The organism is Streptomyces sp. NPDC104307, from assembly GCF_055584045.1.
The window spans coordinates 95848-121135 of sequence record NZ_JBVJMU010000010.1 but is presented as its reverse complement, the minus strand read 5'-3'; the positions used below and the strand labels follow the sequence as shown (position 1 = coordinate 121135).

At 71.3% G+C, this 25288-nt stretch carries 24 protein-coding genes; 18 read left to right on the top strand and 6 right to left on the bottom strand.

All coding sequences use genetic code 11. From position 1 onward, the window contains the following. The first annotated feature begins 2 nt into the window (after positions 1-2). Positions 3-788: a hydrogenase nickel incorporation protein HypB gene (gene hypB, locus ACZ601_RS24400; protein WP_469541418.1), complete on the top strand. Its 786-nt coding sequence runs from the start codon at positions 3-5 to the stop codon at positions 786-788. A 57-nt stretch (positions 789-845) separates the two neighbouring features. Here the strand turns inward: hypB and ACZ601_RS24395 are convergent, their stop codons facing one another. Further along, a complete protein-coding gene (locus tag ACZ601_RS24395) occupies positions 846-1622 on the bottom strand; it encodes a VOC family protein (protein WP_469541415.1) in 777 nt (258 codons plus the stop codon). Between the two features lie 233 nt (positions 1623-1855). Here ACZ601_RS24395 and ACZ601_RS24390 point away from each other — a divergent pair, with 233 nt between their 5' ends. After that, positions 1856-2686, top strand: coding sequence for a sulfurtransferase (locus ACZ601_RS24390; RefSeq protein ID WP_469541412.1), 831 nt, complete (start codon positions 1856-1858; stop codon positions 2684-2686). Positions 2687-2789: 103 nt separating this feature from the next. Here the strand turns inward: ACZ601_RS24390 and sepH are convergent, their stop codons facing one another. Continuing rightward, positions 2790-3848: a septation protein SepH gene (sepH, locus tag ACZ601_RS24385; protein WP_440574519.1), complete on the bottom strand. Its 1059-nt coding sequence runs from the start codon at positions 3846-3848 to the stop codon at positions 2790-2792. 496 nt (positions 3849-4344) lie between these two features. Here sepH and ACZ601_RS24380 point away from each other — a divergent pair, with 496 nt between their 5' ends. After that, on the top strand, positions 4345-5406 hold the full coding sequence (locus ACZ601_RS24380) for a hypothetical protein (protein WP_469541409.1): 1062 nt from the start codon (positions 4345-4347) through the stop codon (positions 5404-5406). Positions 5407-5424: 18 nt separating this feature from the next. On the opposite strand, the gene ACZ601_RS24375 is transcribed toward ACZ601_RS24380, so the two are convergent. Next, positions 5425-6747: a D-arabinono-1,4-lactone oxidase gene (locus tag ACZ601_RS24375; RefSeq protein WP_469541406.1), complete on the bottom strand. Its 1323-nt coding sequence runs from the start codon at positions 6745-6747 to the stop codon at positions 5425-5427. Next, the gene (locus ACZ601_RS24370; protein ID WP_469541404.1) at positions 6704-7951 is read right to left on the bottom strand and encodes an MFS transporter; all 1248 of its coding nucleotides are present in this window, start codon (positions 7949-7951) and stop codon (positions 6704-6706) included. Before ACZ601_RS24370 ends, ACZ601_RS24375 begins: the two co-directional genes overlap by 44 nt. Before the next feature lie 169 nt (positions 7952-8120). Here ACZ601_RS24370 and ACZ601_RS24365 point away from each other — a divergent pair, with 169 nt between their 5' ends. Together ACZ601_RS24365 and ACZ601_RS24360 are read left to right on the top strand one after the other, a co-directional pair. Then, positions 8121-9248, top strand: a complete 1128-nt coding sequence (locus tag ACZ601_RS24365; protein WP_469541401.1) for a ferrochelatase — start codon at positions 8121-8123, stop codon at positions 9246-9248. A 39-nt stretch (positions 9249-9287) separates the two neighbouring features. Next, a complete protein-coding gene (locus ACZ601_RS24360; protein WP_469541398.1) occupies positions 9288-10106 on the top strand; it encodes an inositol monophosphatase family protein in 819 nt (272 codons plus the stop codon). Positions 10107-10211: 105 nt separating this feature from the next. Here the strand turns inward: ACZ601_RS24360 and ACZ601_RS24355 are convergent, their stop codons facing one another. Beyond that, complete coding sequence (locus tag ACZ601_RS24355) at positions 10212-10385, bottom strand: hypothetical protein (RefSeq protein ID WP_185092415.1); 174 nt, start codon at positions 10383-10385, stop codon at positions 10212-10214. 404 nt (positions 10386-10789) lie between these two features. Here ACZ601_RS24355 and ACZ601_RS24350 point away from each other — a divergent pair, with 404 nt between their 5' ends. From ACZ601_RS24350 to ACZ601_RS24335, 4 genes are all read left to right on the top strand, one after another. Next, the gene (locus ACZ601_RS24350) at positions 10790-11443 is read left to right on the top strand and encodes a response regulator transcription factor (RefSeq protein WP_440573081.1); all 654 of its coding nucleotides are present in this window, start codon (positions 10790-10792) and stop codon (positions 11441-11443) included. A 5-nt stretch (positions 11444-11448) separates the two neighbouring features. After that, positions 11449-12684: a sensor histidine kinase gene (locus ACZ601_RS24345; protein WP_440573082.1), complete on the top strand. Its 1236-nt coding sequence runs from the start codon at positions 11449-11451 to the stop codon at positions 12682-12684. 404 nt (positions 12685-13088) lie between these two features. Continuing rightward, complete coding sequence (locus ACZ601_RS24340) at positions 13089-13385, top strand: DUF4193 domain-containing protein (protein WP_003965732.1); 297 nt, start codon at positions 13089-13091, stop codon at positions 13383-13385. 13 nt (positions 13386-13398) lie between these two features. After that, positions 13399-14379, top strand: a complete 981-nt coding sequence (locus ACZ601_RS24335; protein ID WP_469541392.1) for a hypothetical protein — start codon at positions 13399-13401, stop codon at positions 14377-14379. Between the two features lie 9 nt (positions 14380-14388). On the opposite strand, the gene ACZ601_RS24330 is transcribed toward ACZ601_RS24335, so the two are convergent. Beyond that, positions 14389-14847 carry a DUF3093 domain-containing protein gene (locus tag ACZ601_RS24330; RefSeq protein ID WP_440573084.1) on the bottom strand — a complete coding sequence of 153 codons (459 nt, stop codon included), beginning with the start codon at positions 14845-14847 and terminating at the stop codon, positions 14389-14391. Between the two features lie 58 nt (positions 14848-14905). Here ACZ601_RS24330 and ACZ601_RS24325 point away from each other — a divergent pair, with 58 nt between their 5' ends. The 9 genes from ACZ601_RS24325 (at position 14906) to ACZ601_RS24285 (ending at position 25245) form a co-directional block, all read left to right on the top strand. Further along, complete coding sequence (locus tag ACZ601_RS24325; RefSeq protein WP_327339400.1) at positions 14906-15490, top strand: PaaI family thioesterase; 585 nt, start codon at positions 14906-14908, stop codon at positions 15488-15490. Next, positions 15490-16023, top strand: a complete 534-nt coding sequence (dut, locus tag ACZ601_RS24320) for a dUTP diphosphatase (protein ID WP_469541387.1) — start codon at positions 15490-15492, stop codon at positions 16021-16023. Before ACZ601_RS24325 ends, dut begins: the two co-directional genes overlap by 1 nt. 1 nt (position 16024) lies before the next feature. Next, on the top strand, positions 16025-16798 hold the full coding sequence (locus ACZ601_RS24315) for a DUF3710 domain-containing protein (protein WP_328865179.1): 774 nt from the start codon (positions 16025-16027) through the stop codon (positions 16796-16798). A gap of 332 nt (positions 16799-17130) precedes the next feature. Further along, positions 17131-17220, top strand: coding sequence for a K(+)-transporting ATPase subunit F (gene kdpF, locus ACZ601_RS24310; protein WP_037777601.1), 90 nt, complete (start codon positions 17131-17133; stop codon positions 17218-17220). A gap of 7 nt (positions 17221-17227) precedes the next feature. Next, the gene (gene kdpA, locus ACZ601_RS24305; protein ID WP_469541384.1) at positions 17228-18892 is read left to right on the top strand and encodes a potassium-transporting ATPase subunit KdpA; all 1665 of its coding nucleotides are present in this window, start codon (positions 17228-17230) and stop codon (positions 18890-18892) included. 44 nt (positions 18893-18936) lie between these two features. After that, positions 18937-21018: a potassium-transporting ATPase subunit KdpB gene (gene kdpB, locus ACZ601_RS24300; RefSeq protein ID WP_469541648.1), complete on the top strand. Its 2082-nt coding sequence runs from the start codon at positions 18937-18939 to the stop codon at positions 21016-21018. A gap of 6 nt (positions 21019-21024) precedes the next feature. After that, a complete protein-coding gene (locus tag ACZ601_RS24295) occupies positions 21025-21702 on the top strand; it encodes a potassium-transporting ATPase subunit C (RefSeq protein WP_469541381.1) in 678 nt (225 codons plus the stop codon). A 111-nt stretch (positions 21703-21813) separates the two neighbouring features. Beyond that, entirely contained in the window at positions 21814-22551 is a 738-nt protein-coding gene (locus ACZ601_RS24290; RefSeq protein ID WP_440573087.1) for an ABC transporter ATP-binding protein, read from the top strand. Between the two features lie 150 nt (positions 22552-22701). Further along, positions 22702-25245 (top strand): sensor histidine kinase, encoded by a 2544-nt coding sequence (locus tag ACZ601_RS24285; protein WP_440573088.1) that lies wholly within the window; start codon positions 22702-22704, stop codon positions 25243-25245. Positions 25246-25288: the final 43 nt, after the last annotated feature.

The following is a 25288-nucleotide window of genomic DNA, read 5'->3' as shown; positions in this document are numbered from 1 at the left end:
CCATGTGTGGCACCTGCGGTTGTTCCGAGGAGTCCGGCGGGACCCGGATCACGATGCTGCGCGAGGACGATGAACCGGATCACGGCCATCCGCACCCGCACCCGCACCCGCACTCACACGCGGGCCTTCAGCCGGACGGCGCCGTGCAGACCGTCACCATCGAGCAGAGGGTGCTGGCCAAGAACGACCTCCTCGCGGAGCGCAACCGGACATGGATGACGGATCGCGGTGTCGTGGCCGTGAACATGATGAGCTCACCCGGCGCCGGCAAGACCACCCTGCTCGAACGCACCATCACCGATCTCGCCGGCCGCCGCCCGGTGGCCGTCATCGAGGGCGATCAGGAGACCCGGCTCGACGCCGACCGGATCGGCCGCACCGGCTGCGCCGTGGTGCAGGTGAACACCGGGGCGGGCTGTCACCTGGACGCGGAGATGATGCGGGACGCGCTGACCGCACTGTCCCCGGCCCAGGGCTCGCTGCTCATGGTGGAGAACGTCGGGAACCTGGTCTGCCCCGCCCTGTTCGACCTGGGCGAGCGCGCCAAGGCCGTGATCATCTCGGTCACCGAGGGCACGGACAAGCCGCTGAAGTACCCGTACATGTTCGCCGCCGCCGACCTGATCCTGATCAACAAGGCCGATCTGCTGCCCTACGTCGACTTCGACGTCGAGCAGTGCACGCGACACGCGCGCTCGGTCAACCCGGACGTGCGCGTGCTGACGCTCTCCGCGACCACCGGCGAGGGCCTGAGCCACTGGTACGACTGGCTCGCGGCGCAGCGGTAGCGCCCGCCGTCCGGGAGCGGAGGGACCGACGCGGGCGTCGGCCCCTGCGCCTCCGTCTCAGTGCTTCGCGGACCGCACGATCGTGAACGCCGCACCCTCGGGATCGGCGACCAGCGCCACCCTGCCGGAAGCGCCCTCCCTGGGGGCCTGGAGGATGTGCCCGCCGAGCTCCACCACGTGCTGCGCGGCCTCGTCGGTGTCCGCGACCTCGAAGTACGTCATCCAGTGCGGGCCGCGGTCCCTCGGCAGGCCGTGGCCGACCCCGTGCAGCGAGGCCACCGGGCGGCCGTTCAGGTGCAGGGTCTGGTAGTCGAAGTCGGCCGAGACCACGGCCTCCGTCGCGTAACCGAAGACCGCCTGGTAGAACTTGGCGACCGTCGCGGTCTCCCGGGTCACCAGCTCGTTCCAGACAGGCATTCCGGGCGCTCCGGCCGGCGAGCTGCCGATATGGCGGCCCGCCTGCCAGATCCCGAAGACGGCCCCGCCCGGGTCGGAGGCGATGGCCATCCGGCCGGCCTCGCCCGCGTCCAGCGGCCCGACACCTACCGTGCCGCCGCAGGCACGGATCGCCTCCGCCGTGAGATCGGCGTCGTCGGTGGCCAGGTAGGTCGTCCAGGCGATCGGCAGGTGCCGGTCGGGAGAGAGCTGCCCGATGCCGGCCACCTCCTCGCCGTCGATCAGGGCCCGGACGTACGGGCCCAGCTGCTCCGGGCCCGGTCCGAACTCCCAGCCGAACAGTTCGGCGTAGAAGTTCTGGGTCGTGTCCAGGCCGTGCACGATCAGGCTCACCCAGCAAGGTGTTCCGGGTGTACGCCGAGCGGCAGCCTCGGTCATCGTCACTATCTCCTCGGACCATCGTGGTGGCCGTACGGGGGAACGGGGCCTGCGCGCCGTCGTGCGGTACGGGATGTGTACGCCCCGTGCAGATGCTTGCACCACCCGGCGCCCGATGCGCCCCGGCCGCGCCGCACTTTCCGTGATCTCGACGGACGAGGTTCCGCTTTGTGCCGGTACGACCATTTCGTCGTTGTTACGGGTGGGCAGGCCACTGCGCGAGGATGGCTCCCATGAAGCCCATCATCTCCGCATCCGAATGTGCGAGCGAGTCGGCGGGGCCCCGGCCGCCGGTGCTCCTGGACGTACGTTGGCAACTGGGCGGCCCGCCCGGCCGGCCCGACTACGAGGCCGGGCACATCCCCGGGGCGGTCTACGTCGACCTGGACAGCGAACTCGCCGGCCCCGCGGGCGACGGGGGCCGCCACCCGCTTCCGGACCCGGCGGAATTCGGCGCCGTGATGCGCCGCGCCGGGGTCAACCGGGACAGTTCGGTGATCGTCTACGACGGCGGCCAGGGCTGGGCGGCGGCCCGCGCCTGGTGGCTGCTGCGCTGGACGGGGCACCGGGACGTCCGGGTGCTGGACGGCGGTCTCGCGGCCTGGACCGGCGAGCTGTCCAAGGAGACCCCGGTCCCCGCCGAGGGCGACTTCGTTCCGGAGCCGGGGGCACTGCCGCTGCTGGACGCGGACGGCGCGGCGGCCCTGGCGCGCTCCGGCCTGCTGCTCGACGCGCGGGCCGCCGAGCGCTACCGGGGCGATGTGGAGCCGATCGACCGGGTGGGCGGGCACATCCCCGGCGCGGTCTCGGCCCCCACGGTGCAGAACGTCGGGGCGGACGGGCGCTTCCTGCCCGCGGCGGCGCTGGCCGAACGCTTCACCGGACTGGGCGCCGACGGGGACGCCGTGGACGTCGGCGTCTACTGCGGCTCCGGCGTCTCGGGCGCGCACGAGGTGCTGGCCCTGGAGGTCGCCGGGTTCACCGCCGCCCTCTACGCGGGCTCCTGGTCCCAGTGGTCGGCCGATGAGACCCGGCCGGTCGCCACGGGCCCCGAGCCCCGGTAACGGGACGGCGGGCCGTAACCGGGAGGCGGGGTTCCGTCGACGCGGCGTGAAGGGGCCCGTACGCAAGCGCGTACGGGCCCCCTTCACGCCTCGGTCACCCGGGTCAGTCCTGCTTCTTGCGGCGCGTGCCGAAGACGATCTCGTCCCAGCTCGGCACCGCGGCTCGGCGGCCCGGCCGGACGCCGTCCGCCTCGGCCTGCCGGTCGGTGGTGCCGGTCAGCCGGTCGCGGTGACCGGCCACCGCGCGGGGCATCAGCACATCCGCGTAGGCGGAACCGGCGCCCGCGGAGGCGGCCGGCGGCTCCTCGGCCTCCGGCTCCTGCGCGGCCGGTTCGATGGCCGGCGGCTCGGGCGGCGCGGGGCGCTCCGGTACGACCATGTCGCCCCGGAAGCTGGGTACGGCCTCCAGGAGGCTGGTGAGCGAATCACGTTCGCTCGCGGTGACCCCGCCGACGCGCTCCTCCGGCTCCGGCGGCGGAGGCGGCGCGGGACGCTCGATCTGGCGGTCCAGGGCGCGGTCCAGCGGCCGGTCGCGCGGCAGCCGGGCGATCCGGGGCACGAACGGGAAGCTCGGTTCGGGCGCGGCGACGTCGTCGGTCTCACCGATCAGCGAGCGCGCCTCGTCGTCCACCGCCACGACCAGCCGCCGCGGGGCGTCGTAGGTCCAGCTCGCGGAGTGCGGCTCACCGGCGACCCGGTACACCAGGAGGACCTCCCAGGTGCCGTCGTCGCGGCGCCAGGAGTCCCACTGGACGGTCTCCTTGTCGGCGCCGCGCAGCAGGAGGCGCTCCTGCACCGCCTCGCCGAGCTGGGGTCCGGTGTTCTCGCCGGGGCGGCGCACCGGCGTCTTGCGGGCGCGCTCGGCCATGAAGGCGCGCTCCGCGAGTACGGGGCCCTCGAAGCGGCGGACGCGGTCGACCGGGATCCCGGCGAACTGGGCGACTTCCTCCGCCGACGCGCCGGCCCTTATCCGGGCCTGGATGTCGCGGGGGCGGAGGTGGCTCTCCACCTCGATCTCGATCTGACCGAGCCGTGCCCGGTCGTTGCGCACGGCGGCTCGCAGCCGCTCGTCGATCGGGAGGGTGTACTCCGTGCTGTCTGCAGCCTTGAGCACCAGTCGTGTGCCGTCGTTGGAGACGGCCACGACACGCAGTTCGGGCATGGGGACCTCCCGGGTGGTGCCTGCCGACGTCACGTGCGTCGCTGCTTCCGCTAGTCGAGTGTGACCTGCCCGGGTGCAGCCTGCCACAACATTGCCGTGTTGCCCGGCGTGTCGGGCGTGAGCCCTTGATCGCCGGTATGGCACGGTGACCTCTTGCGCAACACAAAGTATCAGTTGGTCACTCTGTGCAGCCGGCCCCCGTGCGATGCCGCGGCGCCGCCGGATCGAGTGCCTCCTTCGGCCCCCTCCCGAAGGTTCCGGACTTCCACGTGGGAGTCCGGCCCCAGGGCTCGCCACAGTACTCCATTCGGGCCATGTGGGTGGACCGCCGCGCCGCTGAAGTTCTCGCGAGGTACGGGAGTTGAGCCGCCCCGCTGGAGACGGGATGCTGCCCTCGCGTGTCCTGCTTCACAGAATCACCGTAAACGGAACTATCGGCTTCGCTCAAATGTCCCTTCTGTTGCATGGTGGGAGCGATGTCAATCAAGGGCTGGAAATGGTGCAGAAGCCGGAAAGTGACATAGAACCCAGAGAAAGGCGGATCGATCTCAGCCTGCCCCAGGTCGCGGGCAGTGCGGTCGCGGCGGTGGCGGCGGCCGTGGCGGCCTCACAACTGGGCGTGTACGGAACGATTCTCGGCGCCGGGGTGATGAGCATCGTGGCCACCTGCGGGGGCTCGGTCTTCCAGCACTTCTTCCGTCGTACGGGTGAACAGATCCGCGAGGTCACGGTCCAGGTGAAGCACCCGGACCGCGAAGTGACCGTGCACACCCGCCAGACGCGTGACGCCGGTGACCCGGACGGCACGTGGGGGACCCCCGAGACGCGTGTCGCCCTGCGGGAGGCGGCCGGATCACCCGACGCCGCCGCGGTGCCGCCCGCGATGGACGCCACGAGGCTCCTGCGCCGGCCGGACGCGGCGACCACGCCCCAGGACGCGGACGCGACCACCGTCCTGCGCAAGGTGTCGCAGGACCCCGGACGCACCCAGCTGATCAGAGCGGTCGACGGAACCCGGCCGCTCGCGACGGCTTCCGGGGACGAGGAGTTCACGGAGGCGACCACGCACGGCACCCGGATCCGCGGCTGGAAGCGCTCGGCGCTCGGCGCCGCCGTGGTGTTCGCCGTCTCGATGGCGGGGATCACCACCTTCGAGCTGGTCTCGGGCAACGACCTGAGCGGCGGTCAGGGAACCACCGTGGGCTCCGTCGTACGCGGCGAGCGCGGATCGGCGCCCGCGGACCCGGCGCCGGCGCACAGCACCGACCCCGGCCAGGACGACCGGCCCACCCCGGACCGGAGCGGCAGCTCCACTCCCGGCACCGGCCAGGAGCCGGGCGGACAGAGCCGGAGCCCGGAAACGGACCGGGGCGAGAGCCCGACGACGGACCCGTCGCCCACGCCCACCCCGTCGGACTCCGTGGCAGACCCGGCGCTGTCGCCCACGCCCACCCCGTCGGAGACCGGCGACGGCAGCAGCACCGCCCCGGACCCGGCGGGCACGGGCAGCGCCCCCGCGCAGCAGGACCCGCCGGCCGGCACGGACACCGGGGAGTGAGCGGACCCGGCGCGACCCTCAGTCGCCCAGGACCCGGCGCAGGTAGTCGTTGGCGAACAGGCGGTCCGGGTCCAGCCGGTCCCGGACCGCGGTGAACTCGCCGAAGCGCGGGTACACCCCGGCGAGGTAGCCGGCGTCACGGGTGTTGACCTTGCCCCAGTGCGGGCGGCCCGCATGGGCGGTCATGATCCGCTCCACCGCCGTGAAGTACGCCTGGTAAGGCGTGCCCCGGTAGAGGTGGACGGCGATGTACGCGCTCTCCCGGCCCGAGGCCGTGGAGAGCGCTATGTCGTCGGCGGGGGCGGTGCGCACCTCCACCGGGAAACTGATCCGCAGCGGTGAACGTTCCACCATCGCCTTGACCTCGCGCAGTGCCTCCACGGCCGCCTCGCGCGGCAGGGCGTACTCCATCTCCACGAACCGCACCCGGCGCGGGCTGGTGAAGACCTTGTACGGGATGTCGGTGTAGGTGCGGGCCGACAGGGCGCGGCTGGAGAGCTTGGCGATCGAGGGGATCGTGCCGGGTACCGCCCGGCCGAGGGCGCAGGCCGCCTGGAAGATCCCGTTGGAGAGGAGCTCGTCCTCGATCCAGCCGCTGACCTTTCCGGGCGGAGCGGCGGGGCCCGCACTGCGGTTGTTGCGCTTGGTGTTGCAGTTGCCGGTGTGCGGGAACCAGTAGAACTCGAAGTGCTCGTTCTCGGCCACCATCTGATCGAATTCGGCCGTGACCCGGTCGAACGCCATCGGCTCCTCGCGGGCGGTCAGCAGGAAGACCGGCTCCACGGCGAAGGTGATCGCCGTGATGACGCCCAGGGCGCCGAGCCCGATCCGGGCGACGGCGAAGATGTCCGGGTTCTCGGTCGCCGAGCAGGTCAGCACCGTGCCGTCCGCCGTGACCAGCTCCAGGGCCCGGATCTGCGCCGATATCGACGCCGAGTCACGCCCGGTGCCATGGGTGCCGGTGGAGGTGGCCCCGGCGACCGTCTGGTCCATGATGTCGCCCATGTTGGTGAGCGAGAGGCCCTCGCGGGCCAGCGCGGTGTTGAGGCGCTTCAGCGGGGTACCGGCCTCGACGGTCACCGTCATCGCCGCCCGGTCGATCTCCCGGATGCCGGTGAGCAGCTCGGGGCGTATCAGCAGCCCGTCGGTGGCCGCGGTCGCGGTGAAGGAGTGGCCGGTGCCCACCGGCTTCACCTTCAGACCGTCCTCGGAGGCCCTGCGCAGCTCCTCGGCCAGCTCGTCCACGGAGGCGGGCGACACGGTCCGTACCGGACGGGCGGTGACGTTCCCCGCCCAGTTACGCCACGCGCTCGTCGCCGTCCGTGCGTAGGTGTCGGTCATCTTCCCCGCGCCCTTCCGTAGGAACCGGCCCACTGAGCCGGCGGTACCCCAGGAACGCCACCGCGGCCGCGACCGCCCCCGCCACCGCGGGCACCGCGTACCCCGCCTTCGCCCCGGACGCGTCGACCACCCAGCCGGCGGCCGAGGAGCCGAGCGCCACACCTACGGCGAGCCCGGTGCTGGTCCAGGTCATGCCCTCGGTCAGTCTCGTGCGCGGTACGTGCTGTTCGACGAGAGCCATGGTGGTGACCATCGTCGGTGCGATGGCGAGGCCCGCGACAAAGAGCGCCACGGCCAGGAACGGCAGGTTCCCGGCCAGTTGGAGGGGGATCATACTCACGGCCATCGCACACACTCCCACCAGCCACCGGCCGGACGGCCTGCCCTTCAGGTGCAGCAGGCCGAACACCGCCCCGGCGAGGCAGGAGCCGAGCGCGTACACGGCCAGGACGAGGCTCGCCGCCGCCTTGTGGCCGCGCTCCTCCGCGAAGGCCACCGTGACCACGTCGATCGCCCCGAAGATCGCCCCGGTCGCCACGAAGGTCACCACGAGCACCTGGAGGCCGCGGGAGGCCAGCGCGGAGCCCTTGGTGTGGTGTGCGTGCGGATGCGGCACCGGCTCTGTGTCCCGCTGCGCGGTCAGCCAGAAGACGCCGACCAGCAGGAAGCCGGCGGCCAGCAGCGGACCCGCCTCCGGGAACCACGCGGTGGACAGGCCGATCGAGATGATCGGCCCGAAGATGAAGCACACCTCGTCGACGATCGACTCCCACGAGTACGCGGTGTGCAGCTGCCGGGCCGAGCCCCGGTAGATCTCCGCCCAGCGGGCCCTGACCATCGAGCCGACGCTGGGGACGCAGCCGGCGCCGGCCGCGAACACGAACAGGGTCCAGTCCGCCAGCCCCTGCTGCGCGCAGACCAGCAGACCGGCCACCGACGCCAGCGCGACCAGCGTCACCGGGCGCAGCACCCGGCGCTGCCCGTGCCGGTCGACCAGCCTGGATATCTGCGGCCCCACCACGGCCGCGGCCATCGCCAGCGTCGCGGAGAGCGCGCCCGCCAGCCCGTAGCGGCCGGTCAGCTGGGAAACCATGGTCACCACGCCGATGCCCATCATGGACAGCGGCATCCGGCCGAGGAAGCCGGCGCAGGAGAACCCCTTGGAGCCGGGGGCGGCGAAGATCGCGCGGTAGGGACTGGGCACGGGGTACTCCGGTACGCGTGGTGCGGTCACACGCGGTGTCAGGGGTGAATACGGCCTGCACAGCTTACGGCCTCGCCCGTGACCGCCGATGGCCGGCGGCCGGGGCCGCGGCCGGGCGGTGCGGATGTCGGTGGGAGCCGCGCGGGGGGCGGGTGGCAGGATCGATGCCATGTCCGATCTGCGTGAGCCCGCTCCCTACGACGCCCTGCTGCTGCTCTCCTTCGGGGGTCCCGAAGGCCCCGACGACGTGGTTCCGTTCCTGGCGAACGTGACCCGCGGCCGGGGTATCCCCGAGGAGCGGCTGAAGGAGGTCGGCAAGCACTACTTCCTGTTCGGCGGCGTCAGCCCGATCAACGGCCAGAACAGGGCGCTGCTGGACGCCCTGCGCAAGGACTTCGCGGATCACGGACTCGACCTGCCGGTCTACTGGGGCAACCGCAACTGGGCGCCGTACCTGACCGACACCCTGCGCGAGATGGTCCGGGACGGACGCCGCCGCATCGCCGTCCTGGCGACCAGCGCCTACGCCTCCTACTCCGGCTGCCGGCAGTACCGCGAGAACCTCGCCGAGTCGCTGGCCGTCCTGGAGGCCGAGGGGCTGCCGGTGCCGCGCGTCGACAAGCTGCGGCACTACTTCAACCACCCCGGCTTCGTCGGGCCGATGGTGGACGGGGTGATCGCCTCCCTGGCAGAGCTGCCCGAGAACGTCCGCACCGGGGCGCACCTCGCCTTCACCACGCACTCCATCCCCACCTCCGCCGCCGATTCCTCCGGACCACCGGAGACGCACGGCGACGGCGGCGCGTACGTCGCGGAGCATCTCGACGTGGCCCGGGTGATCGTCGAGGCCGTCCGCGAGCGGACCGGCGTCGAGTACCCCTGGCAGCTCGTCTACCAGTCGCGCAGCGGCGCCCCGCACATCCCGTGGCTCGAACCCGATATCTGCGATCACCTGGAGCTGCTGCACAGCGACGGCGTTCCCGCCGTGGTGATGGCGCCGATCGGCTTCGTCTCGGACCACATGGAGGTCCTGTACGACCTCGACACCGAGGCCACGGAGAAGGCCGCCGAGCTGGGCCTGCCGGTCCGCAGGTCCGCGACCGTCGGCGCCGACCCGCGGTTCGCGGCCGCGGTGCGCGAACTCGTGCTGGAGCGCGCCGCCACCGAACAGAGCCGGGACCCGCGGCGGTGTGCCCTCGGGGCGCTCGGGCCGAGCCACGACCTCTGCCCGGCCGGCTGCTGCCCGGCCCGCGCGCCCAGACCGGCTGCCGCGGGCGCCGACAGCCCCTACGCGTAGAACGATTCGATCCGTACCCCTCAGACCTCCGGGAGCGCCGTGACCGACCCACTGCTGTCCGAACTGCTCGACCTCGCCCTGGACGCCGCCCGCCGGGCCGGCGCGCTGCTGCGCGACGGACGCCCCGCCGATCTGGGGGTGGCCGCGACCAAGTCCAGCCCGGTGGACGTCGTCACCGAGATGGACATCGCCGCCGAGAAGCTGATCACCGGCTTCCTGTCGGAGCGCCGCCCCCAGGACGGCTTCCTCGGTGAGGAGGGCGCCAGCTCCGAGGGCAGCAGCGGCGTCCGCTGGGTGATCGACCCGCTCGACGGCACCGTGAACTACCTGTACGGGCTGCCCACCTGGGCCGTGTCCATCGCCGCCGAACGGGACGGCGAGCGGGTCGTGGGCGTGGTGGAGGCCCCGATGCGCCGGGAGACCTACCACGCGGTGCTCGGCGGCGGCGCGTACGCGAAGGGCGGGGCCTACGGGGACGGTGCCGCCCTGCGCTGCCGGCCCGCCCCGCCGCTCGACCAGGCGCTCGTGTCGACCGGCTTCAACTACGTGGCCGACGTCCGCGCGCACCAGGCCGACGTGGTCCGGGTGCTGATCCCGCGTCTCCGGGACATCCGGCGTGGCGGGTCCGCCGCGATCGACCTCTGCGACGTCGCCGCGGGCCGCCTCGACGGCTACTACGAGCGCGGCCTCCACCCGTGGGACCTGGCGGCCGGTGACCTCATCGCCAGGGAGGCCGGTGCGTTGACCGGAGGGCGGCCGGGGGCGGTCACCGACGGCGGTCTGACGGTGGCCGCCTCACCCGGCGTCTTCGAACCGCTGCAGTCCCTGCTGGAGGAGCTCGGCGCCTGGCACGACTGAGCCGCCCGCCCCGCCCGGAAACCGCTGTGCGGCCCGTGGGCGGCATCGGAACGGAGAAGGCCCCGCAGGTGCCGATACGGCACCGCGGGGCCTTCTCGTAACGACTCAGACGCTTGTGGCGCCGATGTGGACTCCGTGCTCCGCGGCGAGACGGTGCAGATCCTCCAGCTCGCTCTGCTCGACGTCCGCGAGGAAGTCGTCGCCCGTCTCGCGGGCTTTCGTGAGGTCGGACTCGGTGGTCTGGATGCGTTGCAGCAGACCTGCGGTGAAAGCGTCCATGAGGCGCCCCCTCATCGTGGGTCGGTGGCACGGGGGTGTGCCCGGGTTTCCCTCCGCCGAAGCGGTAGGGCGGGTGATCACGCGGCCTCCGGCGGAACGGAGGGGCCAGTGGTACGCCACATACGAGACGTGATCGCGGGTGTGAAATCGTCCTCCCCAGCCCGTACCTCTGAGAAACCTCAACTGGCCCGGAAAACCACCGCCTTCCGGGAAGCCGCAGGTGGGGCCGCGCCGTCTTACCGCCGGTTTATACGCGTTACGGGCAGGATGGAGGCGCACAGACCGGGCCCGGACGCGGCCCGGATCACCGGCCGACGGCCCGACTCGAACGTTTCACCGGTCGCTTTCGGACACTGTGCGGCTCTGTTGTGGACGTTCGTGGAAGTTCTAAGGAAGGAAGCGCCGTGCGCGTACTCGTCGTGGAGGACGAGCAGCTGCTCGCCGATGCGGTGGCCACCGGATTGCGCCGGGAGGCCATGGCCGTCGATGTCGTGTACGACGGTGCGGCGGCCCTGGAGCGCATCGAGGTCAACGACTACGACGTCGTGGTGCTGGACCGGGACCTCCCCCTGGTGCACGGAGACGACGTGTGCCGCCGGATCGTCGAGCTGGGCATGCCGACCCGAGTACTCATGCTCACCGCCTCCGGGGACGTCAGCGACCGGGTGGAGGGCCTGGAGCTCGGCGCCGACGACTATCTGCCCAAACCCTTCGCCTTCACCGAGCTGACCGCACGGGTACGCGCCCTCGGCCGCCGTACGACGGTCGCGCTGCCCCCCGTCCTGGAACGCGCCGGGATCAAGCTCGACCCGAACCGCCGCGAGGTCTTCCGGGGCGAGCAGGAGGTCCAGCTCGCGCCCAAGGAGTTCGCGGTGCTGGAGGTCCTGATGCGCAGCGAGGGCGCCGTGGTCTCGGCCGAGCAGCTCCTGGAGAAGGCCTGGGACGAGAACACCGACCCGTTCACCAACGTCGTCCGGGTGACCGTCATGACCCTGCGGCGCAAACTCGGTGAGCCCCCCGTGATCGTCACCGTGCCCGGCTCCGGCTACCGGATCTGACGGCGGTGCCCACGGTCCAGCCGCCACCGACGGCGCCCCCCAAGCCCACCTGGGAGCCCAAGCAGCAGGAGCCCCCGTACCCCTGGCTGCGCCCGACCATCCGGATACGCCTCACCCTGCTGTACGGCGGCATGTTCCTGATCGCCGGCATCCTGCTGCTCTCGATCATCTACATGCTCGCCGCGCAGGCCCTGCACGTGGGGAGCGAGCTGCCGTTCCAGATCGTCGACGGTCATGTGTCCAGCAAGATCTGCAACCTGCTGGGGGAGGGGAGCTCACCGAGCTCCGTCAACGCGGCGATGAACTCCTGCGTGAACCACCAGCGCCAGCAGGCGCTCGACACACTCCTCAACCGGTCGCTGCTGGCCCTCGTGGGCCTGAGCATCATCGCCTTCGCGTTCGGATACGCGATGGCGGGACGGGTGCTCTCGCCGCTGGGCCGGATCACCCGCATCGCCCGCCGGGTGGCCGGCACGGACCTGTCCAGGCGCATCGAGCTGGACGGCCCCGACGACGAGCTCAAGGAGCTCGCGGACACCTTCGACGACATGCTGGACCGGCTGGAGCGGGCCTTCACCGCGCAGCAGCGGTTCGTCGGGAACGCGTCGCACGAACTGCGCACGCCCCTGGCGATCAACCGCACGCTGCTGGAGGTGCACCTCTCCGATCCGCAGGCGCCCCCGGAGCTCAAACAGCTGGGCAAGACGCTGCTGGCCACCAACGAGCGCAGTGAGCAGCTGGTCGAGGGCCTGCTGCTGCTGGCCCGCAGCGACAACCAGATCGTCGAGCGCAAACCCGTCGACCTCGCGGAGGTCGCCTCGCGCGCCCTCGACCAGACCCGGGCGGAGGCCGAGGCCAAGAGCGTGGAGATGCGCGGTGAGCTGGGCCCGGCAGTGGTCCAGGGCAACGGCGTGCTGCTGGAGCGGATCGCGCTGAACCTGGTGCAGAACGCGGTGCGCTACAACGTCCCGGACAGCGGCTGGGTCGAGGTCACCACCGAGCTCCTGCCGGGCCAGGCCGTGCTCGTCGTCTCGAACACCGGCCCTGTGGTCCCGGCGTACGAGATCGACAACCTCTTCGAGCCCTTCAGACGGCTGCGCACCGAGCGGACGGGCAGCGACAAGGGGGTGGGGCTGGGCCTGTCGATCGCGCGGTCCGTCGCGCGGGCTCACGGAGGCCGTATCATCGCGGAGCCCCGCGAGGGTGGTGGTCTTGTGATGCGCGTCTCACTGCCTGTCTGACAGGCAGGACGGAGCGATTCGCACGAGGATTATTTTGTTCGCTTTGAGCGGAATTTTCGGGACCCGATCCCGGACGGACCGTGTGTGATCGATCACAAGAGCGAATTTCCGGCCGTCCACGCTCCGTGATCAGGGCCCCCACCGGAAATCCGCCAAAAGTCGGGGTTTTCGGGGGTCATTATCACGGGAAGTACACGGGGTGGCACCGGTCAACGGCGCCGCCGGGACCGTGTACGGTCCCCATCGCCACCCAAGCCGATCGCCATAAGGCGGTCCTTTTGGGTGTCGATTGAGTAACAGACCTTGATGTGAGGCAAAATCTCCGCCTCGGGTCGGGCACAAGTCCGGCCTCTCACGCGTTACGTGCGCTGAGACACCGCAGACACCCAGAGGGGGAGAGCGACATGGCAACGGATTACGACACCCCACGAAAGACCGACGACGACGTCGATCAGGACAGCCTTGAAGAGCTCAAGGCTCGTCGGAGCGACAAGACGGCCTCGGCCGTCGATGTCGACGAGTTCGACGCGGCCGAAGGACTGGAGCTGCCCGGCGCAGACCTGTCCAACGAAGAGCTGGCCGTAAGGGTCCTGCCCAAGCAGGCCGACGAATTCACGTGCATGAGCTGTTTCCTCGTGCACCACCGCAGTCAGCTGGCCCGTGAGAAGAACGGCCAGCCGATCTGCCGCGACTGCGACTGAGGTCCGGTCGGCCGTGGCAGGGGACACGCCGTTCCGGAAGCGGCGTCACCGGCGCAGTAATGAGCCGGCGGCGCATGAGGGCGGTACCGGCCCGGCAGAAGGCCTAGCAGCGCCTGCCGAGCCGTCCGCCCTGCCACCCTCGCCGGGCGGACAGGAAGAGGAGCGGGGCCGGCCGGCCTCGCTCGAAGCAGCCGGCGCAGCCGAAGCGGCTGCGGAAGTCGACACGGCCGACAGGGCCGAACAGGTCGACAGGACGGAGCCCGTGACCGGGGCAGGCCGTCTGAATTCAGTGAAACGGGGCGTACGCAAGGGCGGGGAGAGCGCCAGGGCAGCGATCGGTCATATCGCGGACCTGATCATCGATATCGCTCCCCGCGTCCCTGTGCGCGATCTCGCCACCCTGCGCAAGCAGTTTCCCGACCTGGGGCCCGAGGAGCTGGCCGACCGGCTCATCGCGGGCGCGGGCAAGGCCACCGCCACCGTCGGCGCCGGAATCGGCGCGGCGGCCATGATGCCCGTACCACCCGCCATGCTCGCCGAGCTGGCCACGGAGATCACCGGCGTGGCCGCGATCGAGATGAAGCTCGTCGCCGAGCTCCACGAGGTGTACGGACTCCGCCCGCCGGGCGGCATCACCCAGCGCTCCACCGCCTACCTGACTTCCTGGACCGAGGAACGCGGTATCGACGTCACCCGTCCGGTGACCGTCAACGCGGCACTCGGCGGCCAGATGAAGCGCGAACTGCGCCAGCAGATCATGAAGCGCACCGCGCGCGATCTGCCGAACCTGATGCCGTTCATGATCGGCGCCACGGTCGGCGCGATAATGAACCGCCGTGAGACCAGAAGGCTCGCCGAACGGGTCAGGAAGGATCTGCGCGAGCGGCAGATCCCCTGGGACCGGCTCCCCGAGCTGCCGCCGCTGGAACGGCCCGCGCTCCCGTACGAACCTCCCGAGGCCCCGGCGGACCGGCCCCCGGACGAGAGGCCCTAGCCGCAGGCCTCAGGCCCGTACCGCCGCCTTCAGCGCCGCCACCAGTGCCTTCGGCTCGCGCGTCGACAGATAGACGTACGGGGTCGGGTCCTCGGGATCGGTGACCTTCACCCGCACGGCCGTCGGGATGTAGCTGCGCAGCAGCATGAAGGCCCGGGTGTCCGCCTTGTACGAGCGCCAGGCGCGCGCCTCCTCGGCGTCCAGCACCTCGGCCTCACCGAGCGCCGCGACCGGGATCCGCGCGTCCCCCGCCACCAGGGCGTCGCCCACCACCCGGATCCGGATGGAGCCGTACGAGCTCACCACCACCGCCGACGCGACCGTGCCGCCCACCAGGCCGGCGAGCAGCGGCAGGGTGCCCAGGGGCAGCAGCATCAGCGCGCAGGCGATGCCGAAGAGGAAGCAGATCACCCACCAGGAACGGGGTGCGGTGAGGCGTTCGTCGAAGGGCGGGGCGGAAGGCTGCATGAGCCCAAGCTTGGCACGGCGCGACCTGCGGGTAGCCGCGCGGGTAAGGTCTGCGGCTGTGAGTGGAACATCTGCGGCTCTGAAGCCCCCGGCCGACGCGGTGAAACCGGTCCGGCATCCCGACGCGCCGGCCCCCGGCGAGCTCCTCGGCGCGCACTACGAACACTGTTTCGGCTGCGGCGGGGGACAGCCGCACGGGCTGCACCTTCAGGCGAGGGCCGGCGAGGGCGTCGGGGTCACCGCCGAGTTCACCGTGCAGGCGGCCCACCAGGGCGCCCCCGGCCTGGCGCACGGCGGGGTACTGGCCACCGCGCTCGACGAGACGCTCGGCTCGCTGAACTGGCTGCTGCGGGTGATCGCGGTGACCGGACGGCTGGAGACCGACTTCGTCCGCCCCGTCCCCGTCGACACCGTGCTGTTCCTCGACGCCGAGATCACCGCCGTGCACGGCCGCAAGATCTACTCCAGGGCCACCGGCCGGATCGGCGGCCCGGACGGGCCCGTGGCGGTCCGCGCGGAGGCCCTCTTCATCGAGGTCAAGGTCGACCACTTCATCGACAACGGCCGCCCCGCCGAGATCCAGGCCGCGATGGCCGACCCGGACCAGGTCAAGCGCGCCCGCGCCTTCGAGGTGAACCCCTGATGCGACACCCCGTGGACGTGCTGATCCGCCGGACGGAGCCGGACGTGCCGATTCCGTCCTACGGCCACCCCGGCGACGCCGGAGCCGACCTGGTGACCACGCAGGCCGCCGAGCTCGCGCCCGGCGAGCGGGCCGTGCTGCCCACCGGGGTTTCGATCGCACTGCCCGACGGGTACGCCGCGTTCGTGCACCCCCGGTCCGGTATCGCCGCGCGCTGTGGAGTCGCACTGGTGAATGCCCCGGGGACGGTTGATGCCGGGTACCGTGGAGAGATCAAGGTGATCGTCATCAATCTCGACCCGCGCGAGTCCGTGCGGTTCGAACGGTTCGACCGGATTGCCCAACTGGTCGTGCAGCAGGTCGAGAAGGTGCGCTTCCACGAGGTGTCGGAGCTTCCCGGTTCGGCGCGGGCCGAAGGGGGCTTCGGGTCCACCGGCGGTCATGCCGCCGTTGATGTTGATGGCGTCCGGGGCGAGCTTCCCCAGGACGGGAACAGCTACGCTTCGGTCGATTCCGACCGGGAAGGACAGTGACGTGTTCGGACGTCGCAAGGACAGTGGTTCCGCCGAGGACAAGGCGGACGAAGCGCGCGAGGCCGAGCAGGTCGTCGACGGGCTCGATGACGCCGATGCCGCCGAGGGCGGGTCGCGCCGGATGAACCTTCCGCCGGCGCCCCGGCCGGACGGCCCGTGGGACATCGAAGAGGTCTCCCAGCCCGGCGAGGGCCGGGTGGACCTGGGCGGCATCTTCGTGCCCGGTGTCGAGGGCATGGAGCTGCGCGTGGAGGTGGCCGGAGACGCGATCGTCGCCGCCACCGTCGTGCTCCGTGACAGCGCGATCCAGCTGCAGGCCTTCGCCGCCCCCAAGAAGGAGGGCATCTGGGGCGAGGTCCGCGACGAGATCGCCTCCGGCATCACCCAGCAGGGCGGGATCATTGACGAGGTCGAGGGCCCGCTGGGCTGGGAGCTGCGCGCGCAGGTCCCCGTACAGCTTCCCGACGGGGCGAACGGCGTGCAGCTGGTCCGCTTCGTCGGCATCGACGGCCCGCGCTGGTTCCTGCGCGGCGTGATCTCCGGTCAGGGCGCCGTGCAGCCGGAGGCCGCCGGTCTGCTGGAGACGGTCTTCCGGGACACCGTGGTGGTCCGCGGCGACGGCCCGATGGCCCCGCGCGACCCGATCGTCCTGAAGCTTCCCAACGACGCCCAGATGGTGCCCGAGGGCGTTCAGCAGGAGGAGCAGGAGAGCTCGAAGTTCTCCGGCGGCATGGCGGGCCTCCAGCGCGGTCCCGAGATCACCGAGGTGCGCTGACCCCGCGCCCTTAAGCAGCACCGGCCGGTGGGCCGTGTCCCCGCACAGGGACACGGCCCACCGGCTTTCCGCGTTCCCGGCTGCCGCCGGGCCGGGCGGCAGGTGTCGTATGGGGCGCGTATCGGGCACGTACAGGCGCCGTCAAGGACCGGCCCCTCTCCGTATGGAAGGCATCAACGCAGGTCAAAGCGGTGTCTGCGGCGGGTTTGCTCATGAGGTCCGAGAAATCCGCACCTCATCCAGGAGCACCCGATGGCCGATCTGGCCTTCGTCGTCACCACGATCGCGGTCTTCGCGCTGGTGGCACTCATCGCCAAGGGGGTGACGAAGCTGTGACCGCGGAAAACGTGGTGGGCCTCGTCGTGGCCGTCGCCCTGCTGGGCTATCTCGTCCTCGCCCTCCTGTACCCGGAGAGGTTCTGAGCCCGATATGAGCCCCGTCCTCGCAGGTGTGCTCCAGCTGCTCGCGCTCGTCGTGGCGCTGGGTCTGGCGTACCGCCCGCTCGGTGACCACATGGCCCGTGTCTACACCTCGCCCCGGCATCTGCGGGCCGAGAAGTGGATATACAAGGCCATCGGCGCCGATCCGAACACGCAGATGCGCTGGCCCGCCTATCTCCGCGGTGTCCTGGCCTTCTCCGTCGTGAGCGTCCTCTTCCTCTACCTGATGCAGCGGCTCCAGGGCTCGCTGCCCGGCTCGCTCGGCTTCGTCTCGATCGACCCCGACCAGGCGTTCAACACGGCGGCGTCCTTCGTCGCCAACACCAACTGGCAGTCGTACTCCGGCGAACAGGCCATGGGCCACGTCGTGCAGACCGGCGGCCTCGCGGTGCAGAACTTCGTCTCCGCCGCCGTCGGCATCGCCGTCGCGGTGGCACTCGTACGGGGTCTCGCCGCCACCCGTACCGGTGAACTCGGCAACTTCTGGTCCGACCTGGTGCGCGGCACCGTACGGATCCTGCTGCCGGTCTCGGTGATCGGCGCGCTCGTGCTGGTCGCCTGCGGGGCGATCCAGAACTTCTCCGGCATCCATGAGGTCGGGCAGTTCATGGGCGGTTCGCAGCAGTGGAACGGCGGTGCGGTCGCCTCCCAGGAGGCCATCAAGGAGCTGGGCACCAACGGCGGCGGCTACTTCAACGCCAACTCGGCCCACCCCTTCGAGAATCCGAACGGGCTCTCCAACCTCTTCGAGATCTTCCTGATCCTCCTGATCCCGTTCGCGCTGACCCGCACGTTCGGCCGGATGACCGGCTCGCTCAAGCAGGGCTACGCGATCCTCGCCACCATGGGCGTCATCTGGCTCGGCTTCACCGCGCTGATGATGTGGACCGAATTCGCCCACCACGGGCCCGCGTTCGAGATCGCGGGCGGTGCCATGGAGGGCAAGGAGAACCGTTTCGGCGTCGGCGGCTCCTCCCTCTTCGCGGTGGCCACCACGCTCACCTCGACCGGCGCGGTGAACTCCTTCCACTCCTCGTTCACCGGCTTCGGCGGCGGCATCACGATGCTCGGCATGCAGCTCGGCGAGATCGCCCCCGGAGGCACCGGCTCCGGCCTCTACGGGATGCTGATCATGGCGGTCATCGCGGTGTTCATCGCCGGACTGATGGTCGGCCGCACGCCCGAGTACCTCGGCAAGAAGATCGGCACCCGCGAGATCAAGCTCGCGGCCTGCTACATCCTGATCACCCCGGCCCTGGTGCTCGGCTTCACCGCCGTCGCGATGGCCCTGCCCACCCCGCGCGACTCGATGACCAACACGGGCGCGCACGGCTTCTCCGAGATCCTCTACGCCTACACCTCCGGCGCCAACAACAACGGTTCGGCGTTCGCCGGACTGGCCGTGGACACCCCGTGGTTCAACACCACGATCGGACTGGCGATGCTGCTGGGCCGGTTCCTGCCGATGGTGTTCGTCCTCGCGCTGGCGGGCTCGTTCGCGGAGCAGCGGCCCGTGCCGGTGACCGCCGGCACCCTCGGCACGCACCGGCCGCTCTTCAGCGGACTGCTCGTCGCCACCGTCATGATCGTCGCCGGTCTGACCTACTTCCCGGCCCTGGCTCTGGGCCCACTGGCCGAGGGGCTGGCGTCATGACCCTCCGTACGAACATGACCCTCCGTAAGAATCAGAAGGACACGATGTCCACCGTCACACCGGCCCGAGCACCGCACCGGGACAACCCGTCAGGGCGCGTCGGAGCCGGCACGTTCGACCCCGGCATGCTGATCGCCGCGTTCCCCGACGCGGTTCGCAAACTCGATCCCCGGGTGATGATCAAGTCGCCGGTGATGTTCGTGGTGCTGACCGGCTCCGTGCTCACCACGGTGCTGGCGGCGCTGGACCCGGCCGACTGGTTCGGCTGGGCGATCACCGCCTGGCTCTGGCTGACCACGGTCTTCGCCAACCTGGCGGAGGCGGTCGCGGAGGGCCGGGGCAAGGCCCAGGCGGACACCCTGCGCCGGGCCAGGACGGGCACCGTCGCCCGCCGTCTGACGGGCGGCGGCGAGGAGCGGACGGCGGGCACCGAGCTGAGCGTCGGTGACCTGGTGGTCTGCGAGGTCGGCGACATCATCCCGGGCGACGGGGACGTCGTCGAGGGCGTGGCCAGCGTCGACGAATCCGCGATCACCGGCGAATCCGCACCGGTCATCCGGGAGTCCGGCGGCGACCGCAGCGCCGTCACCGGCGGTACGAAGGTGCTCTCCGACCGCGTCGTCATCAAGATCACCACGAAGCCCGGCGAGACGTTCATCGACCGGATGATCGCCCTCGTCGAGGGCGCCGCCCGGCAGAAGACGCCCAACGAGATCGCGCTGAACATCCTGCTCGCCTCGCTGACCATCGTCTTCCTGCTGGCCGTGGTCACCCTCCAGCCGTTCGCCGGCTACGCGGGCGGCGAGCAGTCCATGACCGTGCTGGCCGCACTGCTGGTCTGCCTGATCCCGACCACCATCGGCGCGCTGCTCTCCGCGATCGGCATCGCGGGCATGGACCGGCTGGTGCAGCGCAACGTGCTCGCCATGTCGGGCCGCGCCGTCGAGGCGGCGGGCGACGTGTCGACCCTGCTGCTCGACAAGACCGGCACGATCACCCTCGGCAACCGGCAGGCCGCCGCGTTCCTCCCGGTCGGGGGCGTGACGGAGGCCGAGCTGGCGGACGCCGCCCAGCTCTCCTCGCTGGCCGACGAGACGCCGGAGGGCCGCTCCGTCGTCGTCCTGGCCAAGGAGGCGTACGGGCTCCGCGAGCGGCATCAGGGGCAGCTGTCCCGCGCGGAGTGGGTGGGCTTCACCGCCCGGACCCGGATGTCCGGGGTGGACCTCGACGGACGCCGGATCCGCAAGGGCGCCACCGGCTCGGTCACCGCGTGGGTCCGGGAGCGGGGCGGCACGGTTCACCCGGACGTCGCCGCGCTCACGGAGCGGATCTCCCGCGAGGGCGGCACGCCGCTGCCGGTCGCGGCCGACGACGGGGAGGGCGCCCGGGTCCTGGGCGTCATCCACCTCAAGGACGTCGTCAAGGAGGGCATGCGCGAGCGGTTCGGTGAACTGCGCCGGATGGGCATCCGTACGGTCATGATCACCGGGGACAACCCGCTGACCGCGAAGGCCATCGCCGAAGAGGCGGGCGTCGACGACTTCCTCGCAGAGGCCACCCCCGAGGACAAGATGGCCCTCATCAAGCGGGAACAGGCCGGCGGCAGGCTCGTCGCGATGACCGGCGACGGTACGAACGACGCCCCGGCGCTCGCCCAGGCCGACGTCGGCGTCGCCATGAACACCGGGACCTCGGCCGCCAAGGAGGCCGGGAACATGGTGGACCTGGACTCCGACCCGACGAAGCTGATCGAGATCGTCGAGATCGGCAAACAGCTGCTGATCACCCGCGGCGCGCTGACCACGTTCTCCATCGCCAACGACGTCGCGAAGTACTTCGCGATCATCCCCGCGATGTTCGCCGCCGTCTATCCGGGTCTGGACAGGCTCAACATCATGGATCTGTCCTCGCCCCGGTCCGCGATCCTGTCCGCCGTGATCTTCAACGCGCTGATCATCGTCGCGCTGGTACCGCTCGCGCTTAAGGGCGTGCGCTACCGGCCGGCCGGCGCCGACTCGATGCTCCGGCGCAACCTCGGGATCTACGGGCTCGGCGGACTGGTCGCCCCGTTCGTCGGCATCAAGATCATCGACCTGATCATCTCCCTCATCCCCGGAATCGGCTGACCTGCCATGAACAACTCATTCGCGAACTCCGTCCGGCCGCTCGGGCCCGCCCTGCGCGCCCTGCTCGTCCTCACCGCGGTCTGCGGCGTCCTCTACCCGCTCGCCGTCACCGGGGTCGCCCAGGGACTGATGCCCGGCCGGGCGGGCGGCTCCGAGATCACCGAGAACGGCGAGGTCGTCGGCTCCGGACTCATCGGGCAGCGCTACGACCTGCCGCTCAAGAAGGGCCAGGAGACCCCGGCCCCCGACCTCAAATGGTTCCAGCCGCGCCCCTCCAACGGGCTCGGCACCAACAGCGTCAACACGCGGTACTCGCTGCTGGTCTCCGGCGCGACCAACCGCTCAGGGGACAACAAGGAGCTGATCGACTGGGTCACCGCCGCCAAGGCCGCAGCCGTGAAGGACAACTCCGTCCCCGGCCACCCCGTCAGCCCCGCGCAGGTGCCGCCCGACGCCGTCACCTCCTCCGGCTCGGGCCTCGACCCGGACATCTCCCCGGCGTACGCCCGGCTCCAGGTCCGCCGGGTCGCCGAGCGCAACCACCTGGACACGGCGCGGGTGGCGGAGCTGGTGGAGCGGCACACCGACGGCCGGATCCTGGGCTTCGCGGGTGAACCGAGGGTCAACGTGCTCCGGCTGAACATCGCCCTCAAGCAGCTGGTGAACGCCGAGGCCGGGCGCTGACCGGCCACGGTGCCCGGGTCCGGCCGCCGCGGCCGGACCCGGGCATTGCCCGTCGCCGGGCCTCCCGCACATACTGGCGGCCGACAGGACCGAGTACGTACGGGGAGCGACATGACCGAGAGCACCGACGCGGCCGGCAACGGCGTCAAGAGCGGCACGGCCGTCACGGAGCGGCCCATGGTCCGGGTCGAGGACCTGCACCGCTCGTACGGCTCCGGTGCCGCCGCCACGCACGCGCTGCGCGGGGTCTCCTTCGAGGTACCGCGCGGTGAGCTCGTCGCGCTCAAGGGGCGCTCGGGCTCCGGAAAGACCACCCTGCTGAACCTCGTCGGGGGACTCGACAGCCCCGACAGCGGCCGGATCACGGTGGACGGCACCGACCTCTCCACGCTCGGTGAGAACGGGCTGCTGGAACTGCGCCGCGACCGGATCGGCTTCATCTTCCAGTCCTTCGGCCTGATCCCCATCCTGACGGCGGCGGAGAACGTCGGCGTACCCATGCGGCTGCGCAAGGCAGAGCCGCGCGAGCGCGAGGAGCGGGTGTCGCTGCTGCTCTCCCTGGTGGGCCTCGCGGACCACGCCGCCCAGCGCCCCGGCGAGCTCTCCGGCGGCCAGCAGCAGCGGGTGGCGATAGCCCGCGCGCTCGCCAACCGGCCCGCCCTGCTGATCGCGGACGAGCCCACCGGACAGCTCGACGCGGAGACCGGCCTCGCGGTGATGGAACTGCTGCGCGCGGTCGTGCACAGCGAGGGCGTCACCGCGCTCGTCGCCACCCACGACGCCCAGCTGCTCGGCCTCGCGGACCGGGTCCTGGAGCTCAGCGACGGGCACATCGTCGAACACGCGTAGGGCCTGTGAAAAACAGCCCGGCCGGGCATCAGAATTACGTCAATACGGTCAGCTCCAGCACCCCCCGCCCGATATGCCAGAAATTCACGGGGTAGCTTCGACAGTGGCTGCCGCATCGGCCGCAGCCGGTTTCGGGAAGACGATGGGGCCATGGCGCGCGGCAAACTTCGGATCTACCTCGGTGCGGCACCGGGCGTCGGCAAGACGTACGCCATGCTCTCCGAGGCGCACCGCCGGGTGGAGCGGGGCACGGACTGCGTCGTCGGCTTCGTCGAGCACCACGACCGCCCGCGCACCGAGGTCATGCTGCACGGCCTCGAACAGACCGGGCGCCGCGAGATCGAGTACCGCTCCGCGGTCTTCACCGAGATGGACGTCGACGCGGTCCTGGAGCGCGCACCCGCCGTCGCCCTGGTGGACGAACTGGCGCACACCAACGTGCCCGGCTCCCGCAACGCCAAGCGCTGGCAGGACGTCGAGGAACTCCTCCAGGCCGGCATCGACGTGGTCTCCACCGTCAACATCCAGCACCTGGAGTCCCTCGGCGACGTCGTCGAGTCGATAACCGGCGTGCGCCAGCGCGAGACCGTGCCCGACGAGGTGGTCCGCCGCGCCGACCAGCTCGAACTCGTCGACATGTCGCCCCAGGCGCTCCGCAGGCGGATGGCCCACGGCAACATCTACAAGCCGGACCGGATCGACGCCTCGCTCTCCAACTACTTCCGCCCCGGCAACCTCACCGCCCTGCGCGAGCTGGCCCTCCTCTGGGTGGCCGACCGGGTCGACGAATACCTCCAGCAGTACCGGGGCGAGCACAACATCCGCACCACCTGGCAGGCCCGCGAACGCATAGTCGTCGGACTCACCGGAGGCCCCGAGGGCCGCACCCTCATCCGCCGCGCCTCCCGGATGGCGGCCAAGGGCTCCGGCAGCGAGATCCTCGCCGTCTACATCGCCCGCAGCGACGGACTGACCTCGGCCTCGCCCAAGGAGCTCACCGTCCAGCGCACGCTCGTCGAGGACCTGGGCGGCACCTTCCACCACGTCATCGGCGACGACATACCCTCGGCCCTCCTCGAATTCGCCCGGGGCGTCAACGCCACCCAGATCGTCCTCGGCTCCAGCCGCCGCAAGGCCTGGCAGTACATCTACGGCCCCGGCGTCGGCGCCACCGTCGCCCGCGAGTCCGGCACCGACCTCGACGTCCACATCGTCACCCACGACGAGGTCGCCAAGGGCCGGGGCCTGCCCATCGCCCGGGGCGCCCGGCTCGGCCGGGCCCGGATCATCTGGGGCTGGCTCGTCGGCGTGGGCGGCCCGGTCCTCCTCGCGCTGCTCCTCAAGGGCCTGGAGAACGGTCCGGGGCTCGCCAACGACGTCCTGCTCTTCCTCTTCATGACCGTCGCCGCCGCCCTGCTCGGCGGTCTGCTGCCCGCCCTCGCCTCTGCCGCCGTGGGGTCGATGCTGCTGAACTACTGGTTCACCCCGCCCACCCACACCCTGACCGTCCAGGACCCCGAGAACTTCGTCGCCATCGTGATCTTCTTCGCGGTGGCCGTCGCGGTGGCCTCCGTCGTCGACCTGGCGGCCCGCCGCACCCACCAGGCCGCCAGACTGCGCGCCGAGTCCGAGATCCTGTCCTTCCTGGCCGGCAGCGTGCTGCGCGGCGAGACGACCCTGGCGGCGCTGCTCGACCGGGTCCGCGAGACCTTCGGCATGGAGTCCGTCGCCCTGCTGGAGCGGCAGAGCGACGTCGATCCCTGGACCTGCGCCGGGAGCGTCGGCCCCGGCCCGGTCGCCCGGCCGGAGGAGGCCGATGTGGACATGCCCGTCGGCGACCACATGGCCCTCGCGCTCTCCGGCCGGGTGCTGCCCGCGGAGGACCGCCGGGTGCTCGGCGCCTTCGCCGCCCAGGCCGCCGTGGTCCTGGACCGCCAGCGGCTCGTCGGCGAGGCGGAGGAGGCCCGCCGGCTCGCGGAGGGCAACCGGATCAGGACCGCCCTGCTGGCCGCCGTCAGCCACGACCTGCGCACCCCGCTCGCCGCCATCAAGGCCGCTGTCAGCTCCCTGCGCTCCGACGACGTCGCCTGGTCCGAGGACGACGAGGCCGAGCTCCTGGAAGGCATTGAGGACGGCGCCGACCGCCTCGACCACCTGGTGGGCAACCTCCTCGACATGTCCCGGCTGCAGACCGGCACCGTCACTCCGCTGATCCGCGAGATCGACCTCGACGAGGTCGTACCGATGGCCTTGGGCGGCGTCCCGGAGGACAGCGTCGAGCTGGACATCCCCGAGACGCTGCCGATGGTCGCCGTCGACCCCGGGCTGCTGGAGCGGGCCGTCGCCAACATCGTCGAGAACGCCGTCAAGTACAGCCCGGACGGCGACCGCGTCACGGTGGCCGCCAGCGCGCTCGGCGCCCGCGTCGAGCTACGGGTGGCCGACCGAGGCCGTGGCGTCCCCGACGACGGCAAGGAACGCATCTTCGAACCCTTCCAGCGCTACGGCGACGCCCCGCGCGGCGCCGGCGTCGGTCTGGGCCTCGCCGTGGCCCGCGGCTTCGTGGAGTCCATGGGGGGCACGCTGGACGCCGAGGACACCCCCGGCGGCGGCCTCACCATGGTCCTGACCCTCAGCGCGGCCTCGGGACACCTCCCGGTCGCCCCCGACCTGCCCGCGCGGGTCACCTCATGATCCACGTACAGCAGCAGACGGCCGTACAGCAGACAGCCGCACA